The organism is Streptomyces olivaceus (genome assembly GCF_000721235.1).
Lineage (GTDB): Bacteria > Actinomycetota > Actinomycetes > Streptomycetales > Streptomycetaceae > Streptomyces > Streptomyces olivaceus.
The window spans coordinates 108,747-134,332 of the sequence record NZ_JOFH01000009.1 but is presented as its reverse complement, the minus strand read 5'-3'; the positions used below and the strand labels follow the sequence as shown (position 1 = coordinate 134,332).

Sequence of the window (25,586 nt, the reverse complement as noted above, 5' to 3'; positions counted from 1 at the left end):
CGCCTGCTACCGCCGACCGGCACCCCGCGCCAGGGCCAGCTCCGCGACCACCGGGCGGTGGTCCGAGGCGACGGCCTCCTCGGGCACCGACACGCCGCGCACCCGCACGCCCCGCCCCACGGCGACGTAGTCGATCCGCTTCACGGGGTCCGCGGCCGGATAGGTGCCCGGGGCGCCCGCCGCGGCGTCGCGCAGTTCCCTCCACAGCGGTCCCAGTTCCGGCGCCGACGGCTCGGCGTTGAAGTCGCCCAGCAGGACCTGGCGCGCCCCCGGCCGGGCCGCCCGCTCCCACGCCATGATCCGGCGGGTGTCGGCGACCTGCGCGACCCGGACCGCCGGGTCCGCCCGGTAGTCGAGATGCGTCACGAAGACCTGCACCGGCACGCCCCGCACCTTGAGCGTCACCTCGCCGAACCCGGGCGCCGGCGCCGGCACCGGGTCCTCGTCCTGCGTGGACAGGCGCGTGATCTCGTGGTTCGCCGCCGCGCGGACGGGGAAGCGGGACAGCACCGCCACGCCGTACTCGCGCCGCGGGCCCTGCGCCGTCACCGGGTCGAGGCTGTAGATCGGCGCGAACGACACCCGCATGCCCAGCCGCCGCGCCAGCTCCCCGGCGACGTCCAGGTCCCCGCTGCGCGCGCCCCAGTGCACGTCGACCTCCTGGAGGCCGATCACGTCGGCGTCCAGGGCGCGCAGCGCGGTGGTCTGCCGGTCGAGGTCGAAGACGCCGTCCGCACCGGTACCGGCGTGGATGTTGTACGTGGCGATGCGGAGCGGAACCGCGGAGCCCCGGTCCGCGAAGGCGGGCGGTGCCGCCGCGACGAGGGTCAACAGGGCTACGGCGACGGACAGTTGCACGAGGACGCGCGCTCTGGCAGACATGCCGGCACGGTACGCGGAAAACGGCCGCACACAGGTGTGCGGCGCGACTCCGTCCCCGACGGTTGCCCGGCCCGCAACCCGTCGTTCACGGCTGCCGGAGCAGGTGGTTGACGGTGCGTCCGAAGACGTACCGCCCCGAGCGCCCGAGGACGCCGTCGAAGGCGGCGGGCAGCAGCCGGACGTCCAGCTCCTCGCGCCACTCGACGCGCGCGCGGCCGCCGGGCCCGGGACGCACCTCGATCTCGGCCCAGCCGCGCACGACCCGGCCGCGCTTCTCCAGCCGGCACAGACCGGGGGCGTCGTCCAGCGGCGGCCGCCAGACGGTCACCTCCATGCGGTCGTCGAAGGCGAGCGGACCGGCGCCCGTGCGGGCCACGACCACCGTGCCCGGACCGGACGGCCCCGGCGGCTCGGCGAAGACCCGGGTCAGCGGCACGGTGTCGCCGTGCCGCTCCCAGCGGGTGAGGCGGCGCCAGGCCTCGTCCAGGGGGAGCGGGGCGGTGCGTTCGAGCGAGAAGGTGGCCACCGGACGATCGTAGGCACCACGGCGGACCGGGGGGTCAGGCACGGACCCGTGTCGCCGACGGCGGGCGGCGGACGACCGACCGCGGGCGACCGACCGCGGACGGCCGGTGGCGGTCGGCGAGCGGACAGGGCGGCGGAAGGGGGATCCCTCATGCATGCAACGATGCATGCATCCGCTACGCTGCCGCACATGCCACTCAAGACCACCCAGACCGCGGCGGAGCGCGCCTACACGCACACCAAACACCGGATCATCCGGGGTGATCTCGCGGGAGGAGACCGGCTCAGCGAAGGCCAGATCTGCGGCGAACTGCAACTGAGCCGGACGCCCGTGCACGAGGCCTTCCTGCGGTTGGAGGCCGAGCGGCTCATCAGGCTCTCCTCGCGGCAGGGCGCCACCGTGTCCCCGATTCCGCCGAGTGAGGCCGCCGACGTCCTGGAGATGCGCGACGCCCTGGAGCGCACCGCCGCCGTGCGGGTCGCCGCGCGCCGGCCTGACCCGGTCGAGGTGGCGGCGGCCCTGAGCGGTTCGCTGCGGCGCCAGGAAGCGGCCATGGCCGTGGGAGACGTCGGGGCCTTCGTCGAGGCGGACGCGGACTTCCACGCCGCGGTGATCGGCCTGGCCGGCAACCCGATCGCCGTGCACTTCTTCGATCTGCTGCGCGACCGGCAGCTCCGCCTCGCCCACGTGGTGCTGACCAGTACCGATCTCGCGCAGGCGGAGGCGCTCGGCGACCACCGCGAGCTGGCCGCCCGCCTGGGCGCGCACGACGCGGCCGGGTACGGCGCGGTGCTGGACCGCCACCTCGCCCGCCACCGGGGGCTGCTGTGACCGCGGCGGTGGCGCCGTCCCCGGCGCCGGCCCCCACCCGGGCCCGGCCCTGGGCGTCGGTGTTCGCCGTCATGTTCTTCAGCACCTGGGCCGGCAACCAGTTCAGCCCGCTGCTGCTGCTCTACCAAGAGCGGCAGCACTACTCCACGACCGCGGTCAACGGCTTCCTCGGCGTCTACGTACTCGGGCTCGTGCCCGCGTTCCTGCTCAGCGGCGCGCTGAGCGACCGGTACGGCCGGCGTCCGCTGATGTTCGCCGGCGTCCTCGCCGCCGTCGCCACCAGCGCGGCGCTGGCCTTCGGCGAGGCCGGACCGCTGGTGATCTGCCTGGGACGCTTCCTGGCCGGCGTCGCGGTCGGGACGGCCACCTGCGTCGGCACCAGCTGGCTGAAGGAGCTCTCCCAGCCGCCCTACGACCTCCGCGCCGACTCCGGTGCGGGAGCGCGCCGCGCGGCCCTGTCCTTCTCCCTGGGGTCGGCCACCGGAGCCGTCGTCGCCGGGCTGATAGCCCAGTGGGGGCCCTGGCCCGAGCAGCTGCCGTTCGCCCTCCACATCCTCCTCACGCTGCCGCTCGCGTGGCTCGTGCTGCGCGCACCCGAGACGGGCCTGACCGGGGGAGTGCCCGGTCCGCTGGTCAACCAGCTGCGGGTCCCGGCCGCCGGGCACCGGCGCTTCACCCGCGTCGTGGTCGTCGTGGCGCCCTGGATCTTCGCCTCGGCCGCCCTCGGGTACGGCTATCTGCCGGTCCTGCTGGCGCCCACCACCTCCGGGCTCGGCATCGCCTACGCGACGCTGCTCACCGCCGTGGCCCTCGGCGCCTCGGCGCTCGTCCAGCCCTGGGCGAAGCGCCTCGACTCGCGCGACAGCGCCCGCGGCCTCCTGGTCGGCCTCGCGGTCATCACGGCCGGGATCGCGCTGGTGGCGGCGGCCGGCCAGACGCAGTCCTGGGTCCTGGGCATCCTGGCCGCCGCTGTCTCCGGCTCGGGCATGGGCGTCGGCATGGTGTCCGGAGTCCTGGAGGTCCAGCGGATCGCCGGCCCGGCCGACCTGGCGGGGCTCACCGGAGTGTTCTACGCGATCGCCTACAGCGGCTTCCTGCTCCCGACGGTCCTCGCCGCGCTCGCCGGTCACGGCGGCCCGCCGGTTCCCCTGCTCCTCGTGGCGGTCACCGCCATGGCCGCGGCCTGCGGCTGGCTCGTCCTGCGCTCGTACCGACGGCACCTGCCCACGCGCTGAGCGCCGTACGGCGGCAGCGACCGGTCGTGGCCGTACGGCGGCAGCGACCGGTCGTGGCCGCCCGGCGGGAGTCGGCCGGCGGGGGTCGCCCGGCAGGGGTCGGCCGGCAGGAGTCGCTTGGCAGGGGCCGCCCGGCAGAGGCCGCCCGACAGGGGCCGCCCGGCAGGGGCCGCCCGGTCGCGGCCTCGAATGGGTGTTCGGGGTAGGGGAGGTGCTCGCCGGGTTACTCAGCCGACACGCACCCGACGGCGAGAGTGAGGAGGGCCCCGTGAACGAGAGCCCCGAGGGCATGCGCCCCGTGACCGCAGGCGCCTGGCGCCGGGCCCTGGTGACCGGCGGAGCCGGATTCGTGGGTTCCCACCTGTGCGGCCGTCTGCTCGACGCCGGCACCGACGTCGTCTGCCTCGACAACCTGGCCACCGGCTCCCGGGCCAACGTGGCCGACCTGGAGCGGCGGCGCGGATTCCGGTTCGTCCGGGCCGACGCCACCGACACGCGGGCGCTGCGCGGCCTGCCCGGCCGGTTCGACCTCGTCCTGCACTTCGCCTGCCCCGCCTCACCCGTCGACTACCTCCGGCTGCCCCTGGAGACCCTCGACGTGGGCAGCACCGGCACCCGCAACGCCCTGGAGCGCGCGCACGCCGACGGCGCCCGCTTCCTGCTCGCCTCCACCTCCGAGGTCTACGGCGACCCGCTGGAGCACCCGCAGCGCGAGAGCTACTGGGGCAACGTCAACCCGGTCGGCCCGCGCAGCGTGTACGACGAGTCCAAGCGCTTCGCCGAGGCCCTGGTCACCGCCGACCGCCAGGTGCACGGAACCGACGCCGCCATCGTCCGCATCTTCAACACCTACGGCCCCCGCATGCGCACCGGCGACGGCCGCGCGGTGCCCACCTTCATCGCGCAGGCCCTGGACGGTATGCCGCTCACCGTCGCCGGGGACGGCGGCCAGACCCGCTCCCTGTGCTACGTCGACGACACCGTGCGGGGCGTCCTGGCGCTCGCCGCGTCCGGCGAGAGCGGGCCCGTGAACATCGGCGGCGGCGACGAGATCACCATGCTGGAACTGGCCCGCCGGATCGTCGAGCTGACCGGCTCCGGCTCCCGCATCCGCTTCGTCGAACGCCCCGTCGACGACCCGGCCCGGCGCAGGCCCGACACCGCGCTGGCCCGGGAGCGGCTGGGCTGGCGGCCCGAGGTGGGCTGGAACGAGGGGCTGGAGCGGACCATCGGCTGGTTCGCGCACGCCGTCGCCGCCTGACTCCGCCGACAAAACGGATGATGTTGTCATGTGAAGTGACAATTGGCCCCTTGTCGGGAAGTAGGCAGTCTTCAAGCGTTTGAGGCAGCCGGGCCGCGGCACCCGCGACGTCGAGAGAGGAGCCCACCTCATGCGCATCCTTGGGATCAACGCACTGTTCCACGACCCGGCCGCCGCCCTCGTCGTCGACGGCCGGACGGTCGCGGCCGCAGAGGAGGAACGCTTCAGCCGGCGCAAGCACGGCAAGCGCCCGGTGCCCTTCTCCGCCTGGGAGGTGCCGGAGCTGTCGGCACGCTGGTGCCTGGAGCACGCCGGGGTGCGGCCCGAGGAGCTGGACGCCGTCGCCTACTCCTTCGACCCCAAGCTCGCCCGGCCCGCCCGCGCCATGGGCCTCGACGACCCCTGGGACCCGCTGCGCCTCGAGTACGCCCGCCGGGCCCCCGAGTTCCTGGCCGAGGCGCTGCCCGGACTCGACCCCGACCGGGTCGTCTTCGTCCCGCACCACGTCGCGCACGCCGCCTCCGCCGGACCGGCCTCGCCCCACCCCGACAACGACGTCCTCGTCCTCGACGGACGCGGCGAGTCCGCCTCCCACCTGGCCGGCCGCTACCGCGACGGCAAGCTGGACACCCTCGCCACCCAGGCCCTGCCGCACTCGCTCGGCCTCGTCTACGAGGACCTGACCGCGCACCTCGGTTTCCTGCGCAGCAGCGACGAGTACAAGGTGATGGCCCTCGCCTCCTACGGCACCCCCCGCCACCTCGACCGGCTGCGCGAGTACGTCCACGCCACCGGCGACGGCGGCTTCCGCGCCCACGGCGTCGACTGGGCGGCCCTGGCGCCGCCCCGCGCCAAGGGTGAGGACTGGACGCGGGACCACGCGGACCTGGCCGCGAGCACCCAGGCCGTCCTGGAGGAGCTGCTCCTCGAACTCGTCCACTGGCTGCACGGCGAGGCCGGGGGAGAGGCCCTCACCATGGCGGGCGGTGTCGCGCTCAACTGCGTCGCCAACTCGAAGATCGCCGCGCGCGGCCCGTACCGGCACGTGTGGGTGCAGCCCGCCGCCGGTGACGCCGGCACCGCCCTCGGCGGCGCCCTGCATGTGGCCGCCGCGCAGGAGGGCGCCGCTCCCGAGCCGATGTCCGGCGCCGACCTCGGCCGCGGCTGGAGCGACGACGAGATCCGCGCCTGGCTGGAGACGGCCGCGATCCCCTACGAGGAACCGGACGACATCGCCGAGACCGTCGCCGAGGAACTCGCCCGGGACGGCGTCGTGGCCTGGTTCCAGGGCCGCAGCGAGTTCGGGCCGCGCGCGCTCGGGCACCGCTCCCTGATGGCCCACCCCGGCCGCGCGGAGAACCTCGAACGCCTCAACCACGTCAAGGGCCGCGAGGAGTTCCGGCCCGTCGCGCCCATGGTGCTCGCCGACCGCGCCCCCGACCTCTTCACCGGGCCCGTCCCGAGCCCGTACATGCTCTTCGTGCACGACGTCGCCGCCGCCTGGCGCGACCGTATCCCGGCCGTCGTCCACGTCGACGGCACCGCCCGCATCCAGACCGTCGAGGAGCGCCGCGAGCCGCTCGTCGCCCGGATGCTGGCCGCCTTCGAACGCCGTACCGGGCTGCCCGTCGTCGTCAACACCAGCCTCAACACCGCCGGCCGGCCCATGGTCGACGACCCGCGCGACGCCCTGGAGTGCTTCGGCTCGGCCCCCGTGGACCTGCTGGCCATCGGCCCCTTCGCGGTGCGCCGGGGACGGATGTTCGCGTGAGCGCCACCCCCGGGACCGGCGGCACCAGGACCGGCTACGCCGTCGTCGTCCCCACCCTCGTACGCGACACGCTGGCGGACTGCCTGGCCGCGCTCGCCGCCGCGACCGGCCCCGCCCCGGACGAGATCGTGCTCGTCGACGACCGGCCCGGGCCCGACGCCGGCTCCGGTGCGCTGGAGCACGCCCTGACCGTCCTCGGCGACCTGCGCGAGCGCACGGTGGTGCTGCGCAGCGGGGGACGCGGCCCCGCCGCCGCCCGGAACACCGGCATCCGGGCGGTCACCTCGCCGTGGACCGCGTTCCTCGACGACGACGTCCAGGTCGGCCCGCACTGGTGCGACCAGCTGATCCAGGACCTCGCCGAGGCGGCCCCCGACACCGGGGCCGTGCAGGGCGTGATCGCCGTTCCGCTGCCGGGGGAGCGCCGCCCCACCGACTGGGAGCGCGGCACCGCGGGGCTCGCGCAGGCCCGGTGGATCACCGCCGACATGGCCTACCGCACCGACGTGCTGAAACGGGTCGCCGGATTCGACGAACGCTTCACCCGCGCCTTCCGCGAGGACGCCGACCTCGCGCTGCGCGTCCTGGACGCCGGCTGGCGCATCCGGCGGGGCCGCCGCACCACCCGCCATCCGGTACGCCCCGCCGCCCGCTGGGTGTCCCTGAGGCAGCAGCGCGGCAACGCCGACGACGCCCTGATGCGGCGGCTCCACGGACCGGACTGGTGGGCCAAGGCGGTCGCGCCCCGGGGCCGTATCCGGCGCCACGCGGCGATCACCGCGGCCGGCGCCGCCGCCCTCGTCCTCGCCGCCGCCGGACGCCCCCGGGCCGCCGCCCTCGCCGGGGCCGGCTGGGCCGCGGGCACCGCCGAATTCGCCTGGGCCCGCATCGCGCCCGGGCCGCGCACCCGGCACGAGGTCACGACCATGCTGGTCACCAGCGCGCTCATCCCGCCGGTTGCCACCTGGCACCGGGTCAGCGGCCTCTGGCGCCACCGGAGCGCCCGCGCCTGGGGGGAGGTGACCGCATGAGCCCCGCCAAGCCCGTCGGTCCCGTCGGTCCTGTCGGTCCCGTCAGCCCTGGCAGTCCCCTCAGCTCCGGCAGTCCCGTGAGGCCCGTCGGTCCCGTCAAGGCCGTCCTCTTCGACCGCGACGGCACCCTCGTCCACGACGTCCCCTACAACGGCGACCCCGAGCGGGTCCGGCCCGTCGAGGGCGCCCGCGAGGCGGTGGCCCTGCTGCGTGCCCGGGACATCCGCGTCGGCGTCGTCACCAACCAGTCCGGCGTCGCCCGCGGTCTGATCAGCGGCACCGACGTCCGGCGCGTCAACCGGCGCATCGACGACCTCCTCGGCCCCTTCGACGTCTGGGCGATCTGCCCGCACGGCCCCGACGACGGCTGCCACTGCCGCAAGCCGCAGCCCGGCCTGGTCCTGTGGGCCGCCGGCCGCGTCTGCACCGACCCCGCCGACTGCGTGGTCGTCGGCGACATCGGCGCCGACACGGAGGCCGCCGCCCGTGCGGGCGCCCACGGCATCCTCGTCCCCAACGCCCGCACCCGCCCCGAGGAGACCGAGGCCGCCGCCCACACCGCCCCGGACCTCCTGACCGCCGTACGGTCGCTGCTCGACGATCCGGCGCCGGACGGCCCGGCCCCCGACGGCCCGGCCCTCGACGGCCCGGCGCCCGACGGCCCGGCGCCCGACGGCCCGGCGCCCGACGGCCCGGCGCCCGACGGCCCGGCGCCGGACGCCCCGCACGACGGTGGTGCCTGTTCCGGTCAGCGGCCCGCGACCACGGCTCCCGCACCGTCCGGTGGAGCCCCCGACCCGTGCCGGAGGCCGTCATGAAGGCGCTCGTCACCCGGCTCGACAGCTTCGGGGACGTCCTGCTCGCCGGGCCCGCCGTGCGCGCCGTCGCCGCCCGCGCCGACCACGTCACCCTCCTGTGCGGCAGCCGCGGCGCCCCCGCCGCCCGGCTGCTGCCCGGCGTCGACGAGGTCCTGGTGTGGGACGCCCCGTGGGGCGGCTTCGACCCGCCCGACGTGAGCCGCGCGGACCTCGACGCCCTGGCCGGCCGCATCGACGCCGACACGGCGCTGATCCTCACCTCCTTCCACCAGTCCCCGCTGCCCACCGCCCTGGTCCTGCGCCTGGCCGGCGTCCGGTACATCGCCGCGGACAGCGTGGACTACCCCGGCTCCCTCCTCGACCTGCGCCACCGGCGCGCCCCGCACGCCCACGAGGCCGAGGCCGCCCTCGACCTCGCCGGGGCGGCCGGGTTCCCCGCGGCCGACGACGGGCGGCTGCGCGTGCACCCGCCGCCGCCCGCCGACGCGCTCACCGGACCCGGCCCCTACGTCGTCCTCCACCCCGGCGCCAGCGTCCCCGCCCGCGCCTGGAGCCCCGGGCGCGCCGCCGAGGCCGTGCGCGAACTCGCCGCCGCCGGACACCGGGTGCTGGTCACCGGCGGTCCCGGTGAGCGGGACCTCACCGCGCGGGTCGCCGGCGCGCACGGCACCGACCTCGGCGGCCGCACCGACGCCCCCGCACTGGCCGGCGTCCTCGCGGGCGCCGCCGTCGTCGTCACCGGCAACACCGCGCCCGCCCACCTCGCCGCCGCCGTCGGCACCCCCGTCGTCTCCCTGTTCGCCCCCGTCGTACCCGCCGAGCGCTGGCGGCCCTACGGCGTCCCCTACGTCCTGCTGGGCGACCAGGACGCGCCCTGCGCCGGCAGCAGGGCCCGCGACTGCCCCGTCCCCGGGCACCCCTGCCTCAACACCGTCACGGCCACCGACGTGGCCGCCGCCGTCGGGAAACTGATGGCCGCCGAGAAGCCGATGGGGGAGACATGAGGATCCTGATCTGGCACGTGCACGGGTCGTGGACCACGGCCTTCGTGCAGGGCCCGCACACCTACCTCGTGCCCGTCACCCCGGACCGCGGGCCCGACGGCCTCGGCCGCGCCCGCACCTGGGACTGGCCCGACTCCGTCGTCGAAGTACCGCCCGAGCGGCTGCGGGACGAGGACATCGACCTCGTGATCCTCCAGCGCCCGCACGAACTCGGCCTCGTGGACCGCTGGCTGGGCCGCCGCCCCCCACTGGTGTACCTGGAGCACAACGCCCCCGACGGCGACGTGCCCCGCACCCGCCACCCCGCCGCGGACCTCCCCGGCGTCACGCTCGTCCACGTCACCCACTTCAACCGGCTGATGTGGGACGCCGGTCCGGCCCCGACCGCCGTCGTCGAACACGGCATCGTCGACCCCGGCCACCGCTACGGCGGCGAACTGGACCGCGCCGCCGTCGTCGTCAACGAACCGGTCAGGCGCGGCCGGACGACCGGCACGGACCTGCTCCCCGCCTTCGCGCGGGCCGCCCCGCTCGACGTCTTCGGCATGCGCACCGAGGGACTCGCCGAGCACATCGGCGTCGACCCCGGCCGCTGCCGCACGCGGGACGTCCCGCAGCGCGACCTGCACACCGAACTGGCCCGCCGCCGCGTCTACGTCCACCCCGTCCGCTGGACGTCCCTCGGCCTGTCCCTGCTGGAGGCCATGCACCTGGGCATGCCCGTGGTCGCCCTCGCCACCACCGAGGTGACCGAGGCCGTGCCCCCGGGCGCCGGTGTGGTCTCCAACCGCATCGACGTACTGACCGACGCCGTACGCGACTTCCTCGCCGACCCGCCGCACGCGCGGGCGGTCGGCGACGAAGCCCGCGCGGCGGCCCTGGCCCGCTACGGGCTGCCCCGCTTCCTGGACGACTGGGAGCGGCTGCTCAAGGAGGTGACCCGATGAGGATCGCCATGGTGTCCGAGCACGCCAGCCCCCTCGCCGCACTCGGCGGCGTCGATGCCGGCGGACAGAACGTCTACGTGGCCCGTCTCACCGAGGAGTTGGCAGACCGCGGCCACGATGTCACGGTCTACACGCGCCGCGACGCCGCCCACCTGCCCGACCGGGCGGCGCTGCCCGGCGGCGCGGTCGTCGAGCACGTCGCGGCCGGGCCGCCCCGCTCCGTCCCCAAGGACGAACTCCTCCCGCACATGCCCGCATTCGGCGCCCACCTGGCCCGCGCCTTCGCCCGGGAGCAGCCCCACGTGGTGCACGCCCACTTCTGGATGTCCGGCATGGCCTCCCGGATCGGCGTCCGCCCGCACGGCATCCCCCTCGTGCAGACCTTCCACGCCCTCGGCACCGTCAAGCGGCGCCACCAGGGCATGCGGGACACCAGCCCGTACGAGCGCATCGGCATCGAACGGCAGCTCGGCCGCGGCTGCGCACGCGTCCTGGCCACCTGCACCGACGAGGTCGTGGAACTCGGCGACATGGGCGTCCCCGCCCGCCAGGTCTCCATCGTGCCCTGCGGCGTGGACGCCGAGCACTTCCACCCCGCCGCCGACACCGGCCGCATCCCCGAACGGCGCCACCGGTACCGGCTGCTGTCCTGCGGGCGGCTCGTGCCCCGCAAGGGCTACGACCAGGCCATCCGCGCCCTCGCCCACATCCCCGACGCCGAACTCCTGGTCGCGGGCGGTCCGCCCGCCGGTGCCGTGGAGGCCGAACCCGAGGCCCGGCGCCTGCTCGCCCTCGCCCACCGCACCGGCGTCGCCGACCGGGTCCGGCTCCTGGGCGCCGTCCACCCGGACGACATGCCCGCGCTGATGCGCAGCGCCGACCTGGTGCTGTGCACGCCGGTCTACGAGCCGTTCGGCATCGTGCCGCTGGAGGCGATGGCGTGCGGCGTCCCCGTCCTCGCCACCGACGTCGGCGGCCACCGCGACTCCGTGGCCGACGGCGACACCGGCCGCCTGGTCACCCCGCAGGACCCCGGAGCCGTCGCGGACGCCGCCCGCGAACTCCTCGCCGACGAACGGCTGCGCCGCCACTACGGCAGGAACGGCCGCGCCCGCGTCCTGCGGCACTACACCTGGGCGCGGGTCGCCGACGGCGCCGAACAGGTCTACCGCCTGACCCTCGCCGACCACCGGGTATCGACGGAGGTGGCCTCATGACCGTGCACCCGCCCGCCGTCGGGCACTGCGACGAACTCCAGGACGCGCTGGGGGCGTTCCGCGCCTCCGCGCACATCACCGAGGGCTGGGGCGAGCGGCTCGCGGCCGTGCTGGGCGGCGGCGGCCGGCTGCTCGCCGCGGGCAACGGCGGCAGCGCCGCCCAGGCCCAGCACCTGACCGCCGAACTCGTCGGCCGCTACCGCGACGACCGCCCGCCCTTCTCCGCGATCGCGCTGCACGCCGACACCTCCAGCACCACCGCCATCGCCAACGACTACGGCGTCGACGAGGTGTTCGCCCGCCAGGTCCGCGCCCACGGCCGCGCCGGCGACGTCCTGATGCTGCTGTCCACCAGCGGCGCCAGCGCCAACCTGCTGTCCGCCGCGGACGCCGCACGGGCCGCCGGGGTCCGGGTCTGGGCACTCACCGGCTGCGCACCCAACCCGCTCATGGCGGGCAGCGACGAGTCGCTGTGCGTGGACGCCCCCTCGACGGCCACCGTCCAGGAGATCCACCTGGTCGCCGTCCACATGATCTGCGCGGCCTTCGACACGGCCCTGGCCCGGTCGCCAGGTGCAGGTACAGAAGCGGGCGCGGCAGCGGGCACGGGCGCGGCACGAGGCAACGGCGCCCGCCAGAACGGCGCACGAGCGGGCGGTGCGCGCCAGAACGGCGTACGGCGGGACGGCGCGGCCGCCAACGGCGCCCGTGACGGCGTACGAGGCAAGGGCGCACCCGGTGACGGCGCCCGGGGGAACGGCGTACGGGACGAGGGCGTTCCCGCCAACGGCGCCCGAGGCGACGGTGCCCGAGGCAAGGGGACGCGGCGATGACCGGGCGGCGGCGGACGGAAGGCCGGGCGCCGCTCGTCGTGGTCGGCGACGCGCTTCTCGACCGCGACCTCACCGGCTCCGCCGACCGGCTCGCGCCGGACGCGCCGGTCCCGGTCGTCTCCGAGTGCGCGGAACGCCTGCGACCCGGTGGCGCCGCCCTCACCGCGTACCTCGCCGCCCGCGACGGCCGCGACGTCACGCTGATCACCGGCGTGGACGACGGCCCGGCCGGCGCCGCCCTGCGCGAACTCCTCGCGCCGTGGGTGCGGTTGATCGCGCTGCCGCTCACCGGCGAACTGCCCGAGAAGACCCGCGTCCTGGCCCGGGACCGGCCCGTCGTCCGCCTGGACCGGGGCGTCGGCCGGGCCGCGGACGCCACCGACGAGGCCCGCGCCGCGCTGCGCTCCGCGCGGGCCGTCCTGGTCTCCGACTACGGCCGGGGAGCGGCCGACGCCCTGCGCGACGTGCTCGCCGAACGCCCGCCGCTGGTCTGGGACCCGCACCCGCGCGGGGGCCCGCCGGTCCCCGGCACCCGGCTGGTGACGCCCGCCGAGAAGGAGGCGCACGCCTTCGCCGCGCAGGCCGGGCGGCCGTCCGGAGGGCTGCGCGCCGCCGCGCTCGACGCCGCCGCCCTGGTCCGCGACTGGCGGGCGGCCGCGGTGGCCGTGACCCTCGGTGCGCGCGGCGCCCTCCTCTCCTACGGCGAGCACCCGCTGCTCGTCCCCGCGCCCGCCGCGCACCACGGCGACTCCTGCGGCGCGGGGGACCGCTTCGCCGCCACCGCCGCCGGACTGCTCGCCGACGGGGCGCTGGTGGGGGAGGCCGTCGAGGGCGCGGTGGGCGCCGCGACCACGTTCGTCGCCGCGGGCGGTGCCGGCGCCCTGCCCCCCGCCGAGTCCGGCCCGTCGGCCGCGCCGCCGCCCGACACCGACGACCCGCGCGCCCTGACCGCCCGGGTCCGCGCCGAGCACGGCACCGTGGTCGCCGCGGGCGGCTGCTTCGACCTGCTGCACGCCGGGCACGTGGGCCTCCTTCAGGCCGCCCGGCGGCTCGGCGACTGCCTGGTCGTCTGCGTCAACTCCGACGCCTCCGTCCGGCGCCGCAAGGGCGACGGACGCCCCGTCAACTCCCTGGCCGACCGGGTCCGCGTGCTGCGCGCCCTCGCCTGCGTCGACGCGGTCGCCGTCTTCGACGAGGACACCCCCGAACGCCTCCTCGGCGACCTGCGCCCCGACGTCTGGGTCAAGGGCGGCGACTACGCGGGCGCCGACCTGCCCGAGGCCGTCCTCCTCCAGGAATGGGGCGGCCAGGCGGTCCTCCTGCCCTACCTCGACGGCCACTCCTCCACGGCCCTGCTGGCCCGCGCCGCGGAGGGGGCGCGATGAGCGCCGGCGCCCCGCACGGCGGAGGTGACTCGCACGGCGGAGGGGGCCCGCGCACCGGAGGCGACCCGCGCGCCGGACGGGGCACGGTGGCCGGTCGGCCCCCGTACGCGGGCGGCCCGGCGACGGGCGACCCGGTGCATCCGCCGGCGCCCGCGGACCCGGACCGCCCGGCGGGCGGCGACGCGAGGGACCCGGTTGACGCCAGGGTCACGAGGGACGCGAGGGACACGGACGGCAAGGGCGGTACCGGCGCCCGCGGAGCCGGCCGGGTGCTCGTGCTGCGGGCGCTCGGGCTCGGCGACCTGCTGGCCGGGGTGCCCGCCCTGCGGGCGCTGCGGCGGGCCTACCCCGCGTACGAACTGGTGCTGGCCGGACCCGCAGAGCTGGCCCCCGTCGCCGCCGCGACCGGCGCCGTCGACCGGGTCCTGCCCGCCGCCGAGCCCGGCCGTGCCGTCCCGCGCACCCTGGACTGGACCGGGCCGCCCCCGGACGTCGCCGTCGACCTGCACGGCAACGGCCCGCCCAGCCACCGCCTCCTGGCCGGCCTGCGCCCGCGGAGGCTGCTGGCGTTCGCGCACCCCGGGACGCCCGAGGTCGAGGGGCCGCCCTGGTACCCGCAGGAGCACGAGCGCGACCGGTGGTGCCGGCTGCTGCGCGCGTACGGCATCGCGGCCGACCCCGCCGACCTGCGGCTGCCGCACCCCGGCGGCCCGTCGCCCGCCCCCGGCGCCGTCGTCCTGCACCCCGGCGCCGGCGCCCCCTCCCGGTGCTGGCCCGTGGACCGGTACGCGGCCGTCGCCGAGGCGCTGCGCGCCCGCGGACGCCGGGTCGTCGTCACCGGGGGAGCGGACGAGGGGGACCTGGTGGCGCGGCTGGCCAAGCGCGCGCACCTGCCCGACACGGACGTCTTCGGCGGCGGCCTGCCCTACGAACGGCTCTCCGCCCTGGTCGCCGACGCCCGCGCCGTCGTCAGCGGCGACACCGGCATCGCCCACCTCGCCGTCGCCCACGGCACCCCCTCCGTCACCCTCTTCGGCCCCGTACCGCCGAGCCGCTGGGGCCCGCCGCCCGGCACCCGGCACCGCGCCCTGTGGCACCCGGGCCCCGACGGCGACCCGCACGGCCACGAGACCGACCCCGCGCTGCTGCGGATCCCCGCCGACGAGGTCCTCGACGCACTCCACGCACTGGACGCACCCGACCCGCCCGACGCCCCGGAAGAGGCACCATGAACCACGGTGTGCACGGCACGGCGACCCTCCGAGACCGAACCCGCCCCGAGCCCGTCGGACCCGCCCCCGTCGGCGTCGTCATCGCCACCCGCGACCGCTGCGCGAGCCTCGCCGTGACCGTGCGGAACCTGCTCGCCCTGCCCGAGCGGCCCGAGGTCCTCGTCGTCGACAACGCCTCCACCGACGACACCCGCGCCATGCTGGCCCGCGACTTCCCCCAGGTCCGGGTCCTCGCGCTGCCGGCCAACCGGGGCGCCCTCGCCCGCACCCACGGCGTCCGCGCGCTCCGCACCCCGTACGTGGCGTTCAGCGACGACGACTCCTGGTGGGCGCCCGGCGCCCTGTCCGCCGCCGCCCGGCACTTCGAGCGGCACCCCCGCCTCGGCCTGCTCGCCGCCCGCACCCTCGTCGGCCCCGGCGACGCCGCGGACCCCCTCAACGACCTGCTCGCCGGCTCCCCGCTCGGCACGGCCACCGACCTCCCCGGCACCCAGGTGCTCGGCTTCCTCGGCTGCGCCGCCGTCGCCCGCCGCGAGGCCTACCTCGACGCCGGGGGCTACCACCCGCTGCTCTTCTTCGGCGCAGAGGAGACCCTGCTCGCCTACGACCTCGCCGCCCGCGGCTGGGGCGTCGCGCACTGCCCCGACGTGACCGCCCACCACCACCCCGCACCGGCCCCCCGCACCGGCCGGTCCGCCGTCGTACGCCGCAACGAACTCCTCACCGCCTGGCTGCGCCGCCCCCTCCCGCACGCGCTCTCCCGTACCCGCGCCCTCGCCGCCGAGGCGCGCCGCACCCCGTCCGCCCGGCAGGCCCTGCGCGAGACACTGCTCCGGCTGCCCGCCGCCCTGCGCGCCCGCAGGACCCTGCCCCCGCACGTGGAACGAGCCGCCCGTCTCCTCGACGAGGCCGCGCCAGCCGCGGGAGCCGCCGGAGCCGGTCCGGCCGCGGCGGCTCCCGACGGGGCCGCGTCATGACCGACACCCGGACCACCGTCGTCGTCATCACCCACAACCGGTGCCCCGAACTCCTGCACACCCTGGACCGCCTGGCCGAACTCCCCGAACGGCCCCGGGTGATCGTCACCGACAACGCCTCCACCGACGGCACGGCCGACGCCGTCGCCCGCCGCCACCCGCGCGTACGGCTCCTGCGCCCCGGCCGGAACCTCGGCGCCGTGGGCCGCAACCTCGCGATCCGGCACGTCCGCACGCCCTACGTCGCCTTCTGCGACGACGACTCCTGGTGGGCGCCGGGCTCCCTGGCCGCGGCCGCCGACCTGCTCGACCGCCACCCGGCCGTCGGCACGGTCACCGCCCGCATCCTGGTCGAGCCGGGCGGCACCGAGGATCCGATCGTCCGGGAACTGCGCGACTCGCCCGTACCCCGCCCCGACTGGCTCCCTGGGCCGGCCCTCGGTTCCTTCCTCGCCGCCGCGACCGTGCTGCGCACCGACGCCTTCCGGGCCGCGGGCGGCTTCCACCCCCGGCTGTGGCTGGGCGGGGAGGAGGAGCTGCTCGCCGCCGACCTCGCGGCGAACGGCTGGTGGCTGACGTACGCCGACCATCTGACCGTCCATCACCGGCCGTCCCGGGTGCGGGACGCGACGGTGCGGCGGGCGCAGGGCATCCGCAACACCCTGTGGTTCACCTGGCTGCGCCGGCCCGCCGGTCCCGCCCTGCGCCGCACCCTCCACCTGGCCCGTACCGTCCCCCGCGACACCGCGTCCCTGCGCGCCTTCGCCCAGGCGACGGCCGCCCTGCCGTGGGTGCTGCGGGAACGCCGGGTCCTGCCGCCGGAGGTCGAGGCCCGGCTGCGCTCGCTGGAACCCGCCCAGCGCGCCTCGACGGCCCGCAGCTACACCGGCTGACCCCGCCTCCCCCCCCCGGACCGCTGGGGCCCGTCGGGCGGGCCCTACCCCTCCGTCCACCGGCACAGCAGCCGGAACACCGCGAACAGCGTCACGGGCCACACCGCGGCGAAGGACCAGAGCACGCCGGGCTCGGACGTGACGATGCCGGCCACCATCAGGGCCACCGCGAGGGCGAGCAGCAGGAGCACGGTCGGGGTGCGCGGGCGGTAGGCCGCGACGCGGGTGAGATCGGGGCGGCGGGCGAGCCGCAGCGTGCGCAGGCGCCGGTCGAGCCGACGGTCGCGGCGCAGCGCGCGCTCGACCTCGTCGAGTATGCGTTGCTCGTGATCGGGGAGCCGGCCGATGGACACGATGTCTCCTCCCGGGAGCGAACCACCGGCAGCCCGAGTGCCCGCCCGCCCCGTACCCCAACCGGCCCGGCCGCGAGTCGCTTCCGGGCCCCCCGCGTTCCCGCTCCCGTCCGTCAACCGGCCCCGCGCGCCGCCCCCAGTGCCGCCACGAGCCCGTCCGCCGCGTCCGCCACCGCGTCGGCCGCCCGGAACCCGGCACCGATCCGCGCCGCCGCGTCCCGCCCCTCGCCCAGGCACCACCGCCACCAGCGCTCCAACTCCCCACCCCCGGACCCGCCGCCCCCGAACTCCCTGCCCCCGGACTCCCTGCCACCGGGCTCCCCGCCCGCCGGGCCCGGGTCCCGCGCCACCGCCTCGGCCGCCACCAGGGCCGGCCAGCCGCAGGCCCGTGCCTGGGCCGTCACCTTCGCGCCGCCGGCGACGGGGTCCACCACCAGCGCCGGGGTACCGGACCGCAGCGCGAGGACCAGGCCGTGCAGCCGGTCGGTGACGACCAGGTCGAGGCGGCCCAGGACCGACTCCAGCTGGGCCGGGGTGCCGCACAGCCGCCAGTCGCGGGCGTCGAGCCGCGTCTCCAGCTCCAGCCGGGCGCAGTCCTTGCCGGCCAGCCAGCGGGTCAGTCCCGCGGCCACCTCGGCGTGCCGCCGCCTGCCCCCGTACTCGTGCTGCCCGTGGGTGAGCACCACCCCGACGACGGGTACGCCCGGCAGCCGCGGCGCGCGCGCCGCCAGGTCCAGGCCCGGTCCGGCCCCGGCGCCGTCGCGGGCGAGTACGCGGTCGAAGCCGGTGACGGCCGGCGAGGCGGGGTCGACGACCGAGACGCCGACGGCGATCCGCACACAGTGCGCGAACCGCCGGTGCAACTCCTCGACCTGCGGCCCGTGCACCGGCCCGCACACGAACAGCAGCCGGGAGTACGCCGCCGGGTCCACGTCCGCGAAGTGCGTGCCGTCCGCCCGGAACCCGGGGCTCCACACGACGTCGTACGCGAGCCCCGCGCCCCGCAGCACCTCTTCCACCCGGGCCAGTGCCAGCACGTCGCCGGCGGTCGCCTCCCCGTGCAGGAGGCTGAACCAGCCGGTGACCAGGATCCTGTCCCGTCCGTGGGCCATGCTCATGGGTGCCCCGGCGGCGGCCCGGCAACCGCCCCGGGCGCGGCACCCGCGCGGTCAGCGTCCGATCACCGGTCCGAAGGCGTCCCGCACGTCCCCGTCCGAGGGCGTGGCGGCCATCCGCGACGGCAGCTCGCCGAAGTACCGCAGGATCCCGGGGCAGCTCTCGCCGCCCATCTGCACCGTGCGGTCGGTCATCAGCCTGCCGGTCCGCAGCGCGTACGCCTTGACCCGCACCGACAGCTTGTTGAACCGGACACTGCCGATCCGGCCGTCGTGGTCCCGGTACTGGCACGTCTCGATGACGTCCCCCGCCCCCGCCTCGTCCGCGCACACCACCAGCGCGGCACGGGATGTGCCGGCCCGCCACTCCCCGGGCAGCTTGTCCGTGTACTCGGTGTCACCGGCGAACACCACGCCGCTCCTGCCCTTGCGGTAGGCCGGGGCCGCGGAGTACTTCGCCGGTTTCCGGCAGTATCCGGAGCCCATGCCGTCCGCCGCCCTGACCAGGTCCTCGACCCGGTCCAGTTCGATCGCGAGGCCCGCCTTCCGGACGCCCTCGCGGGCGTCGTCCGCGCGGCGGTCGTCCGGGTGGTCGTCGAGCAGCCGCTGGTAGCGGGCGCGCGCGTCCGCCCACCGCCTGTCCGCCATGAGCGAGTCGCCGCACTCCACCAGCGCCCCCGGGGCCGTCCGGGCCGCGGTGGCCGCCGCGGGGCCGGTCAGGGCCTTCGGCCCGTCCTCGCGGTCCCGCAGCCAGTCCGCGATGCCGACGCTCAGGCAGCCGTCCTCGGTGGGCAGCTGCCCGAGGAAGTCCGTCAGGACGGCCTCGACGGTGCGCTCGTTGCCGGGCTCGCCGAGAACCGCGCCGAGCCGTCCGAAGCCGGTCTCCAGCGCGTCCAGGTCGCCGGTCAGCCCGCTGCTGAGATAGCTCCCGGCCGTGTCCAGCCGCTCGCACGCCCCGACCACCGTGTCGCCCCGGGCGGCCACCGGCGCGGCGAGCAGCCGGTGCCGGAACTCCACCCCGTCCTGGGCGTCCACGGCGGCGCCGCAGTCGCCGTCCGCGCGGGCGCCGGCGACGGCGTCCTCGATGCCGTACGCGTCGAAACGCACCCACCCGGCGGCCGCCAGGACCGGCACGGTCAGCGCGAGCGCCAGCACCCGCTGCCCGCGGCGGGGGCCCGCCGCCGGGTGCCGCCGCGCCAGCCGCAGGCCGTGCGCGACGACCGCCGCCCACCACAGCACCAGGAGCAGTTCGGCCCACGTCGCGGCGGTGCCGTACGTCAGCCACAGCAGGACCGCGGTGACCGCCGCGGCGGACCAGAACAGCCGGCGACGGCCGAGGATCAGGTAGCCGATGCCGAGCAGCGAGGCGTTGCCGACGGCCACGGCGAGCGGGTCGGGCTCGCGCGGCTCCGGCGGCGCGGGCCGCCCGTACCCCGGTCCGGGATTCCACCCACCGGGGTCGTCGGGTTCCTCGTACCCGTCGGGTCCCGGAGGCCCGGTTCCGGGAGCCTCCGGCCCCCCGTCCTCATGCCTCCCCTGTCCCTCTTGTTCCCCGTGTCCGTCTTGCTCCCCGTGCTCGTACGGCGGCCGCGTCATCCCTACGCCTCCCGGCGTTCGCCCCGCTGCGGGCTTCCTCGTGACTTACGGGCGCGGGGAGGCGCGACGCCGGAACGGGCCCGGCACCACGCCGCCCCGCACTCCCCCGGAGCACCGATTGCACCGCGCGGGACCGTTGTTCAGCAGCCCGGGACCGCCACTGAACAATGCGGAACGGCCCGGCACCTCCCGACGGCCGCCGCGGCGGGCGCCGTGCGGACCGCCCCGTTGCGGAACCGGAGTGAAGAAGGGGTGAACTCCGCGTGTGCCACCCGGCGGCGGCCCGCCCTCCGCTTGCCGCCCCCCACCCGCGCCTCCCTACCGTGGGCGCCCGGACGGGGACCGGGAGCGACGGCGGGGGCGGGGGCGCGTGGGCACAGGCGGAGTGGGACGCCGGGAGCGGGGACTCGACCCCGCCGCCGGACCGGTGCAGCGGTTCGCCGCCGAACTCCGCACCCTGCGCGAGTCGGTGGGACGCCCGACGTACCGGACGATGGCGGACAAGGTCCCCTTCTCGGTGACCGCCCTGTCGCAGGCGGCCGCCGGACGGCAACTGCCCACCCTCGCGGTGACCCTCGCCTACGTCGGCGTCTGCGGCGGCGACCCGCAGGAGTGGGAACGACGCTGGCGGGAGGCGAGCGCCGAGGCCGCCGCCCTCGCCACCGCCGACCAGGAGGGACGGCCGCCCTACCGGGGCCTGACGCGCTACGAACCGGACGACGCCGCCCTCTTCTTCGGCCGCGACGCCCTGGTCGACCGGCTGGCCGGACTCACCCGCGCACACCGCTTCACCGCCGTCTTCGGCCCCTCGGGCAGCGGCAAGTCCTCCCTGCTGCGGGCCGGTCTGATCCCGCGCCTGCGCACCCCGGACACCGGCCCCGGCGCACCCGCGGCCCCCGCGGCCGTACGCGTCCTCACCCCCGGCGCCACCCCGCTGCGCACCCACGCCGGCCGGTTGGACCCCGTACCGGACGCCGCGCCCGGCGCGGACACCTGGCTGATCGTCGACCAGTTCGAGGAGCTGTACACCCTCTGCACGGACCCGGCCGAGCGGGACGCCTTCGTCGACCGGCTCCTGACCGCCGCCGCACCCGGCAGCGCCCTGCGCGTCGTCGTCGCCGTACGCGCCGACTTCCTCGGGCGCTGCGCCGAACACCCCGCGCTCACCGCCGCGTTGCAGGACGCGACGCTGCTCGCCGGCCCGATGAGCCGCGAGGAGCTGCGCCAGGCGGTCGTCCGGCCGGCCGCCGCCGAGGGGCTGGTCGTCGAACGCGCCCTGACCGCACGGCTCCTCGACGAGGTCGAGGACGCGCCCGGCGGACTGCCGCTGATGTCGCACGCGCTCCTGGAGACCTGGCGCCACCGCACCGGCCGTTCCCTGACCGAGTCCGCCTACGAGACGGCCGGCGGACTGCGCGGCGCCGTCGTCCGCACCGCCGAGGAGGTGTACGGCGAACTCACCGCGCCCCAGGCCGAACTGGCCCGCCTCGTCCTGCTGCGGCTGGTCGCCCCCGGCGACGGCACCCCCGACACCCGGCGCCCCGCCGAACACGCGGAACTCGACCTCGGCGACCCGGACGGCACCCGCGCCGTCCTGGACCGGCTGGTCGGGGCCCGGCTGCTCACCCTCGACGACGGCACCGTCGAACTCGCCCACGAGGCCCTCATCACCGCCTGGCCGCGCCTGCGCGGCTGGATCGACGCCGAACGCGACCGGCTCCGCGTCCACCGGGCGCTCTCCGGGGCCGCCCGCACCTGGCTGGACCTCGGCCGGGAGAACGCCGCGCTCTACGCGGGCTCCCGCCTGGCCGCCGCCCGCGACGCCTTCCCGGCCGACCGGCGCGACGACGAACTCACCCCGCCGGAACGCGCGTTCCTCGCCGCCTCTGTCGGCCGGCGCAGGCGCGCGGTGCGGCGGCGGCGCGCCCTGTCGGCCACCCTCGCCCTGCTGGTGCTGCTCGCCTCGGCCACCGCCGTCGTCGCCCTGCGCCTGCGCGACACCGCGCGGACCGAACGGGACGAGGCCGTCTTCGGCCGGATCACCGCCGAGGCCGACCGGCTGCGCGACACCAACGCCGCCCTCTCCGCCCGCCTCGACGTCGCCGCGTTCGGCATGCGAGAGACGCCCGCACTGAGCACCGCGCTCACCGCGGACGCGGGCCGCGTGCTGTCCACCCGGCTGCCCGGCCACGCCGACATCGGCAGCGCCGTGGCCTTCGCCCCCGACGGCCACGCCCTCGCCACCTCCGGGGAGGACGGCACCCTGCGCCTGTGGGACCTCGGCGACCCGGCCGCGCCCGCGCCCCTCGGCAAGCCCGCCCGCGCCGACGCGCGCAGCGTGCGGGACGTCGCCTTCGCGCCGGACGGCCGCACCCTGGCCACCGCCGGCCACACCGGCACCGTGCGGCTGTGGCGGGCCGACCGCGCCGACGGACCGACCCCGCTCGGCGAGCCCCGGCACGCCCACGACGAGGCGGTCTGGTCGGTGGCGTTCTCCCCGGACGGCGACACCCTCGCCAGCGCCGGCTACGACGACACGGTGCGCCTGTGGAAGGTGCCCGGCCCGGACGCCTCCGGCGGCGGCCTGCGTCCGCTGGGCGAACCGCTGACCGGGCACACCGGCGCCGTGTGGTCCGTGGAGTTCAGCCCGAACGGACACACACTGGCCAGCGCCGCGCAGGACGACACCGTGATCCTGTGGAACGTGGCCAACCCCGCCTACCCGCACCGGATCGGCGAACCGCTGACCGGCCACACCGAGGGCCTGTGGGACCTCGCCTACGGCCCCGACGGGCGCACCCTCGCCACCACCGGCGCCGACCGCAGCGTCCGCCTGTGGCACCTGCCGCAGAACGTCCTCACCGACTTCACCAACCCGGTCACCTCCGTGGCCCACGACCCCACGGGCGGACTGCTGGCCGCCGCCAGCACGGACGACGGGCTGGTCCGGCTCTGGGACGTCCGCAGGCCCGGGCGCCCGCGCCCCCTGCCACGCCCCCTGTCCGGACACGAGGCCCCCGTCCTGACCGTGTCCTTCGCACCGGACGGGCAGACCGTCGCGTCCGGTGCCGAGGACGGCGCCCTGCGGCTGTGGGACGTCTCCGACCCGGCCCGGCCGGTGGCCGCCGCCACCCTCCCGGATGCCCACCCCGGCGGCGTCCTCACCGCGGCGTTCGCCCCGGACGGCAGGACCCTCGCCACCGGCGGCGCGGACGGGCGGGTGCGCCTGTGGGACGTACGCGGCCCGGACGACGTACGCCCCGCGGGCCCGCCCCTGACCGGACACACCGACTGGGTCGGCTCCGTGGCCTTCGCCCCGGACGGCGGCACCCTCGCCACCGGCAGCCAGGACAAGACGGCCCGGCTGTGGGACGTACGCGACCGCGCCCGGCCCCGGGCCCTCGGCGCACCCCTGACCGCCCACGGCGACTGGGTCAACTCGGTCGCCTTCGCGCCCGAGGGGCACGTCCTCGCCACCGGCGGCCGGGACCGCACGGTACGGCTCTGGGACGTCACCGACCCCGGTCGGGCCCGCCCCCTGGGCGAGGAGCTGACCGGTCACCGCGGCGGCGTCACCTCCGTGTCCTTCGCCCCGGACGGCCGCACCCTCGCCAGCGGCGGCGAGGACCACGCGGTGCGCCTGTGGAACGTGGCAGACCCCGCCCACGCCGGGGCCTACGGCGACGCCCTGACCGGCCACCAGGACACGGTCACCTCGGTCGCGTTCGCGCCGGACGGCGAGACCCTGGCCTCGGCGGGCAACGACCTCACCGCAAGGATCTGGACCCTGGACCCCGAGCGGACGCTCCGGCACGTCTGCGCCCGCACGGGCGGCGACCTCACCCCCGCCCGCTGGCGGGAACTCCTGCCCCGGCTGCCCTACCGGACGACGTGCTGACCATCCCGCCCTCCGGCCGCCGCCACCCTGCGTGAACCTTCATCCCGCGCCGGCCGTCACACCGCGCCGGCCCGCACACCGCGCCGGCCCGCACACCGCGCCGGCCCTCACACCGCGTTGGCCACGGTCACCGTCACCTGGACGCCGGGGGCCTTCCCGGCCAGGGCGCCGGTCACGGCGTCGCGCACCGCGCGGGCGACGGTCAGGGCACGGTGGTCGCGGCGGACGACGATCTGCACGTCCACCTCCCACGGCCCCGAACCCGAGGCCCGGCTCACCCGCACCCCCGCGGGCTGCCGCCGCCCGCCCGCAGCCGGTGGCCCGGTGCGGACGGAGGAGCGGAACAGGTCCGCGAGGCCGGGTCGCAGGAAGGCGACGCCCGGCACGTCGGCGGCGACCCGTGCGACGGTGTCGGCGAGCGCGTCACGGCCGGCGGCGGCAGCGGTCACGGCTGGTTCCCCTCTTCGGCGTCCTGCGCGGCTTGCACACCTCGCGCACTTTCCACACCCTGCGGGGCTTGCGCGCCTTGCGTGTCTCGTGCTCCCCGCGGCCCCTGTGCCTCCTCCGCCCCGGCCGGGTCCGTCACGTCGGTGATGTGCACGTCCACGTCGGCCACCGGAAGCCCCAGCGCCTCGTCCGCCGCCCCGTGCACCCGCTGCCGGATCCGCTCGGCGAGGTCGCGCAGCGGCGGCGTGAGCGGTACGACGACCTCCAGCCGCACCCGCACCGGACCGCGCGCCGGCGAACCGCCGGACTCCGCGGGGCGGATCCGGCACGAACCGGCCCGCACCCCCGGCACGGTCTCGGCGGCGGCCCGCAACGCCTTGGCGGCCATCGCCTCCCGCACCCACAGGTCCTCCTCGCGCTCCCCGAGGGGCAGCGGCCTGCCGGGCCGCAGTTCGAGCCGGACGACGTCCATGACCCGTTCGGTCAGCGCCCCGGCGTCCCACTCGGGCTCCCGCCCGGCGCCCGCCTCGCGCACCGCGGCACCGAGCAGGTCCAGCTGCCGCACGGCAGCCGAGCAGTACGGGCACTCACGCAGGTGCGGATCGTCGTCCGCCCCGTCCTCCCGGGCCTCCCACACCTCGGACAGCAGCCGCCCGCAGGCCAGCCGTTCGTCGTCGGAGGGCTCCTCGGCGCCGCCGGTCCCGGTCCCGGGCCCGGGCAGCTCCGCGCCGGTGTTCATCGCCATGCGGTCATCGCCTCCGTCAGGGAGCGTCGTGCGCGGAACACCCGGCCACGGGCAGCCTCCGGGCTGACCCCGACCGTCTCCGCGATCGTCTCGTACGACTGGCCCTCCAGCTCTCTGAGCACCCAGCACACCCGCTGCTCCGGAGACAGCTCGGCCAGCGACCGGCCCAGCGCCGCCGCGGCCGCGTGCGACTCGGCGGCCCGCGCGGGAGAGACCACGTGGTCCGGAGCCTCCGGCTCGGGCACGCTGTCGAGGTCCCTCACGGGGCGCCGGGAACGCAGCATGTTCAGGCAGCGGTTCACGACGATGCGGTGCATCCACGTGGTGAACGCCGACTGCCCCCGGAACTCCGGGAGCCTGCGCCAGGCGCTGACGAACGCGTCCTGCACCGCGTCCTCCGCCTCCGAGGGGCTGCCCAGCATGCTCGCCGCCAGCCGCAGCAGTCCCGGCGCGTGCCGGCGCACGAGCACCTCGAAGGCGTCCTCGTCGCCCTCGGCCGCCCGCACCGCGAGCAGTCCGTCGTCCCCCGGCACATGCACTCCCTTCCGCCGTCCCCGTCGCTTCCACGGGTGGGTCTCCCAGATTGGAC

Annotated in this window: 22 protein-coding genes and 1 pseudogene; 15 read left to right on the top strand and 8 right to left on the bottom strand. The window is 77.1% G+C overall.

Features of this window, described 5'->3' with window-relative positions; translation table 11 throughout:
* Nucleotides 1–6 precede the first annotated feature (6 nt).
* Together IG94_RS0112460 and IG94_RS0112455 are read right to left on the bottom strand one after the other, a co-directional pair.
* Entirely contained in the window at nt 7–882 is an 876-nt protein-coding gene (locus IG94_RS0112460) for an endonuclease/exonuclease/phosphatase family protein (RefSeq protein WP_031034658.1), read from the bottom strand.
* Between the two features lie 85 nt (nt 883–967).
* The gene (locus tag IG94_RS0112455; RefSeq protein ID WP_031034656.1) at nt 968–1,408 is read right to left on the bottom strand and encodes an SRPBCC family protein; all 441 of its coding nucleotides are present in this window, start codon (nt 1,406–1,408) and stop codon (nt 968–970) included.
* A gap of 189 nt (nt 1,409–1,597) precedes the next feature.
* On the opposite strand from IG94_RS0112455, the gene IG94_RS0112450 reads away from it, so the two are divergent.
* The 14 genes and pseudogenes from IG94_RS0112450 (at nt 1,598) to IG94_RS0112385 (ending at nt 16,843) form a co-directional block, all read left to right on the top strand.
* Entirely contained in the window at nt 1,598–2,239 is a 642-nt protein-coding gene (locus IG94_RS0112450) for a GntR family transcriptional regulator (RefSeq protein WP_031034654.1), read from the top strand.
* A complete protein-coding gene (locus IG94_RS0112445; RefSeq protein ID WP_031034651.1) occupies nt 2,236–3,474 on the top strand; it encodes an MFS transporter in 1,239 nt (412 codons plus the stop codon). Before IG94_RS0112450 ends, IG94_RS0112445 begins: the two co-directional genes overlap by 4 nt.
* Nucleotides 3,475–3,742: 268 nt before the next feature.
* Nucleotides 3,743–4,735 (top strand): NAD-dependent epimerase/dehydratase family protein, encoded by a 993-nt coding sequence (locus IG94_RS0112440; protein ID WP_037762681.1) that lies wholly within the window; start codon nt 3,743–3,745, stop codon nt 4,733–4,735.
* A gap of 130 nt (nt 4,736–4,865) precedes the next feature.
* The gene (locus IG94_RS0112435; protein WP_031034646.1) at nt 4,866–6,506 is read left to right on the top strand and encodes a carbamoyltransferase family protein; all 1,641 of its coding nucleotides are present in this window, start codon (nt 4,866–4,868) and stop codon (nt 6,504–6,506) included.
* The gene (locus IG94_RS0112430) at nt 6,503–7,537 is read left to right on the top strand and encodes a glycosyltransferase (protein ID WP_031034643.1); all 1,035 of its coding nucleotides are present in this window, start codon (nt 6,503–6,505) and stop codon (nt 7,535–7,537) included. The genes IG94_RS0112435 and IG94_RS0112430 overlap by 4 nt, the downstream gene beginning before the upstream one ends.
* Nucleotides 7,538–7,614: 77 nt before the next feature.
* Nucleotides 7,615–8,355 carry a D-glycero-alpha-D-manno-heptose-1,7-bisphosphate 7-phosphatase gene (locus IG94_RS0112425; RefSeq protein ID WP_224326094.1) on the top strand — a complete coding sequence of 247 codons (741 nt, stop codon included), beginning with the start codon at nt 7,615–7,617 and terminating at the stop codon, nt 8,353–8,355.
* Nucleotides 8,352–9,359, top strand: a complete 1,008-nt coding sequence (locus IG94_RS0112420; RefSeq protein ID WP_031034639.1) for a glycosyltransferase family 9 protein — start codon at nt 8,352–8,354, stop codon at nt 9,357–9,359. The genes IG94_RS0112425 and IG94_RS0112420 overlap by 4 nt, the downstream gene beginning before the upstream one ends.
* Nucleotides 9,356–10,306, top strand: coding sequence for a glycosyltransferase (locus IG94_RS0112415; protein ID WP_031034635.1), 951 nt, complete (start codon nt 9,356–9,358; stop codon nt 10,304–10,306). The genes IG94_RS0112420 and IG94_RS0112415 overlap by 4 nt, the downstream gene beginning before the upstream one ends.
* Complete coding sequence (locus IG94_RS0112410) at nt 10,303–11,523, top strand: glycosyltransferase (protein WP_031034633.1); 1,221 nt, start codon at nt 10,303–10,305, stop codon at nt 11,521–11,523. Before IG94_RS0112415 ends, IG94_RS0112410 begins: the two co-directional genes overlap by 4 nt.
* Nucleotides 11,520–12,182, top strand: a pseudogene (locus tag IG94_RS0112405) (D-sedoheptulose-7-phosphate isomerase); the annotation flags it as partial. The gene IG94_RS0112410 and the pseudogene IG94_RS0112405, both read left to right, overlap by 4 nt.
* 170 nt (nt 12,183–12,352) lie before the next feature.
* Nucleotides 12,353–13,741 (top strand): D-glycero-beta-D-manno-heptose 1-phosphate adenylyltransferase, encoded by a 1,389-nt coding sequence (rfaE2, locus tag IG94_RS0112400; protein WP_031034629.1) that lies wholly within the window; start codon nt 12,353–12,355, stop codon nt 13,739–13,741.
* On the top strand, nt 13,738–14,973 hold the full coding sequence (locus tag IG94_RS0112395) for a glycosyltransferase family 9 protein (protein ID WP_372459438.1): 1,236 nt from the start codon (nt 13,738–13,740) through the stop codon (nt 14,971–14,973). Before rfaE2 ends, IG94_RS0112395 begins: the two co-directional genes overlap by 4 nt.
* Nucleotides 14,970–15,950: a glycosyltransferase family 2 protein gene (locus IG94_RS0112390; RefSeq protein WP_078892276.1), complete on the top strand. Its 981-nt coding sequence runs from the start codon at nt 14,970–14,972 to the stop codon at nt 15,948–15,950. The genes IG94_RS0112395 and IG94_RS0112390 overlap by 4 nt, the downstream gene beginning before the upstream one ends.
* Nucleotides 15,947–16,843 carry a glycosyltransferase family 2 protein gene (locus IG94_RS0112385; RefSeq protein WP_031034624.1) on the top strand — a complete coding sequence of 299 codons (897 nt, stop codon included), beginning with the start codon at nt 15,947–15,949 and terminating at the stop codon, nt 16,841–16,843. The genes IG94_RS0112390 and IG94_RS0112385 overlap by 4 nt, the downstream gene beginning before the upstream one ends.
* A 44-nt stretch (nt 16,844–16,887) precedes the next feature.
* On the opposite strand, the gene IG94_RS0112380 is transcribed toward IG94_RS0112385, so the two are convergent.
* From IG94_RS0112380 to IG94_RS0112370, 3 genes are all read right to left on the bottom strand, one after another.
* Nucleotides 16,888–17,196, bottom strand: coding sequence for a DUF3040 domain-containing protein (locus tag IG94_RS0112380; RefSeq protein ID WP_031034621.1), 309 nt, complete (start codon nt 17,194–17,196; stop codon nt 16,888–16,890).
* Between the two features lie 113 nt (nt 17,197–17,309).
* Entirely contained in the window at nt 17,310–18,314 is a 1,005-nt protein-coding gene (locus IG94_RS0112375; protein WP_031034619.1) for a polysaccharide pyruvyl transferase family protein, read from the bottom strand.
* A 51-nt stretch (nt 18,315–18,365) separates the two neighbouring features.
* A complete protein-coding gene (locus IG94_RS0112370; protein ID WP_052410653.1) occupies nt 18,366–19,694 on the bottom strand; it encodes a hypothetical protein in 1,329 nt (442 codons plus the stop codon).
* 583 nt (nt 19,695–20,277) lie between these two features.
* On the opposite strand from IG94_RS0112370, the gene IG94_RS0112365 reads away from it, so the two are divergent.
* The gene (locus IG94_RS0112365; protein WP_107060522.1) at nt 20,278–23,805 is read left to right on the top strand and encodes a WD40 repeat domain-containing protein; all 3,528 of its coding nucleotides are present in this window, start codon (nt 20,278–20,280) and stop codon (nt 23,803–23,805) included.
* Nucleotides 23,806–23,912: 107 nt separating this feature from the next.
* Here the strand turns inward: IG94_RS0112365 and IG94_RS0112360 are convergent, their stop codons facing one another.
* The 3 genes from IG94_RS0112360 to IG94_RS0112350 are packed head-to-tail and all read right to left on the bottom strand — an operon-like array spanning nt 23,913 to nt 25,530.
* A complete protein-coding gene (locus IG94_RS0112360) occupies nt 23,913–24,254 on the bottom strand; it encodes a hypothetical protein (RefSeq protein WP_031034612.1) in 342 nt (113 codons plus the stop codon).
* Nucleotides 24,251–24,997, bottom strand: a complete 747-nt coding sequence (locus IG94_RS0112355) for an Asp23/Gls24 family envelope stress response protein (RefSeq protein ID WP_078892275.1) — start codon at nt 24,995–24,997, stop codon at nt 24,251–24,253. The genes IG94_RS0112360 and IG94_RS0112355 overlap by 4 nt, the downstream gene beginning before the upstream one ends.
* Nucleotides 24,988–25,530, bottom strand: coding sequence for an RNA polymerase sigma factor (locus IG94_RS0112350; RefSeq protein WP_031034606.1), 543 nt, complete (start codon nt 25,528–25,530; stop codon nt 24,988–24,990). The genes IG94_RS0112355 and IG94_RS0112350 overlap by 10 nt, the downstream gene beginning before the upstream one ends.
* Between the last annotated feature and the right edge of the window lie 56 nt (nt 25,531–25,586).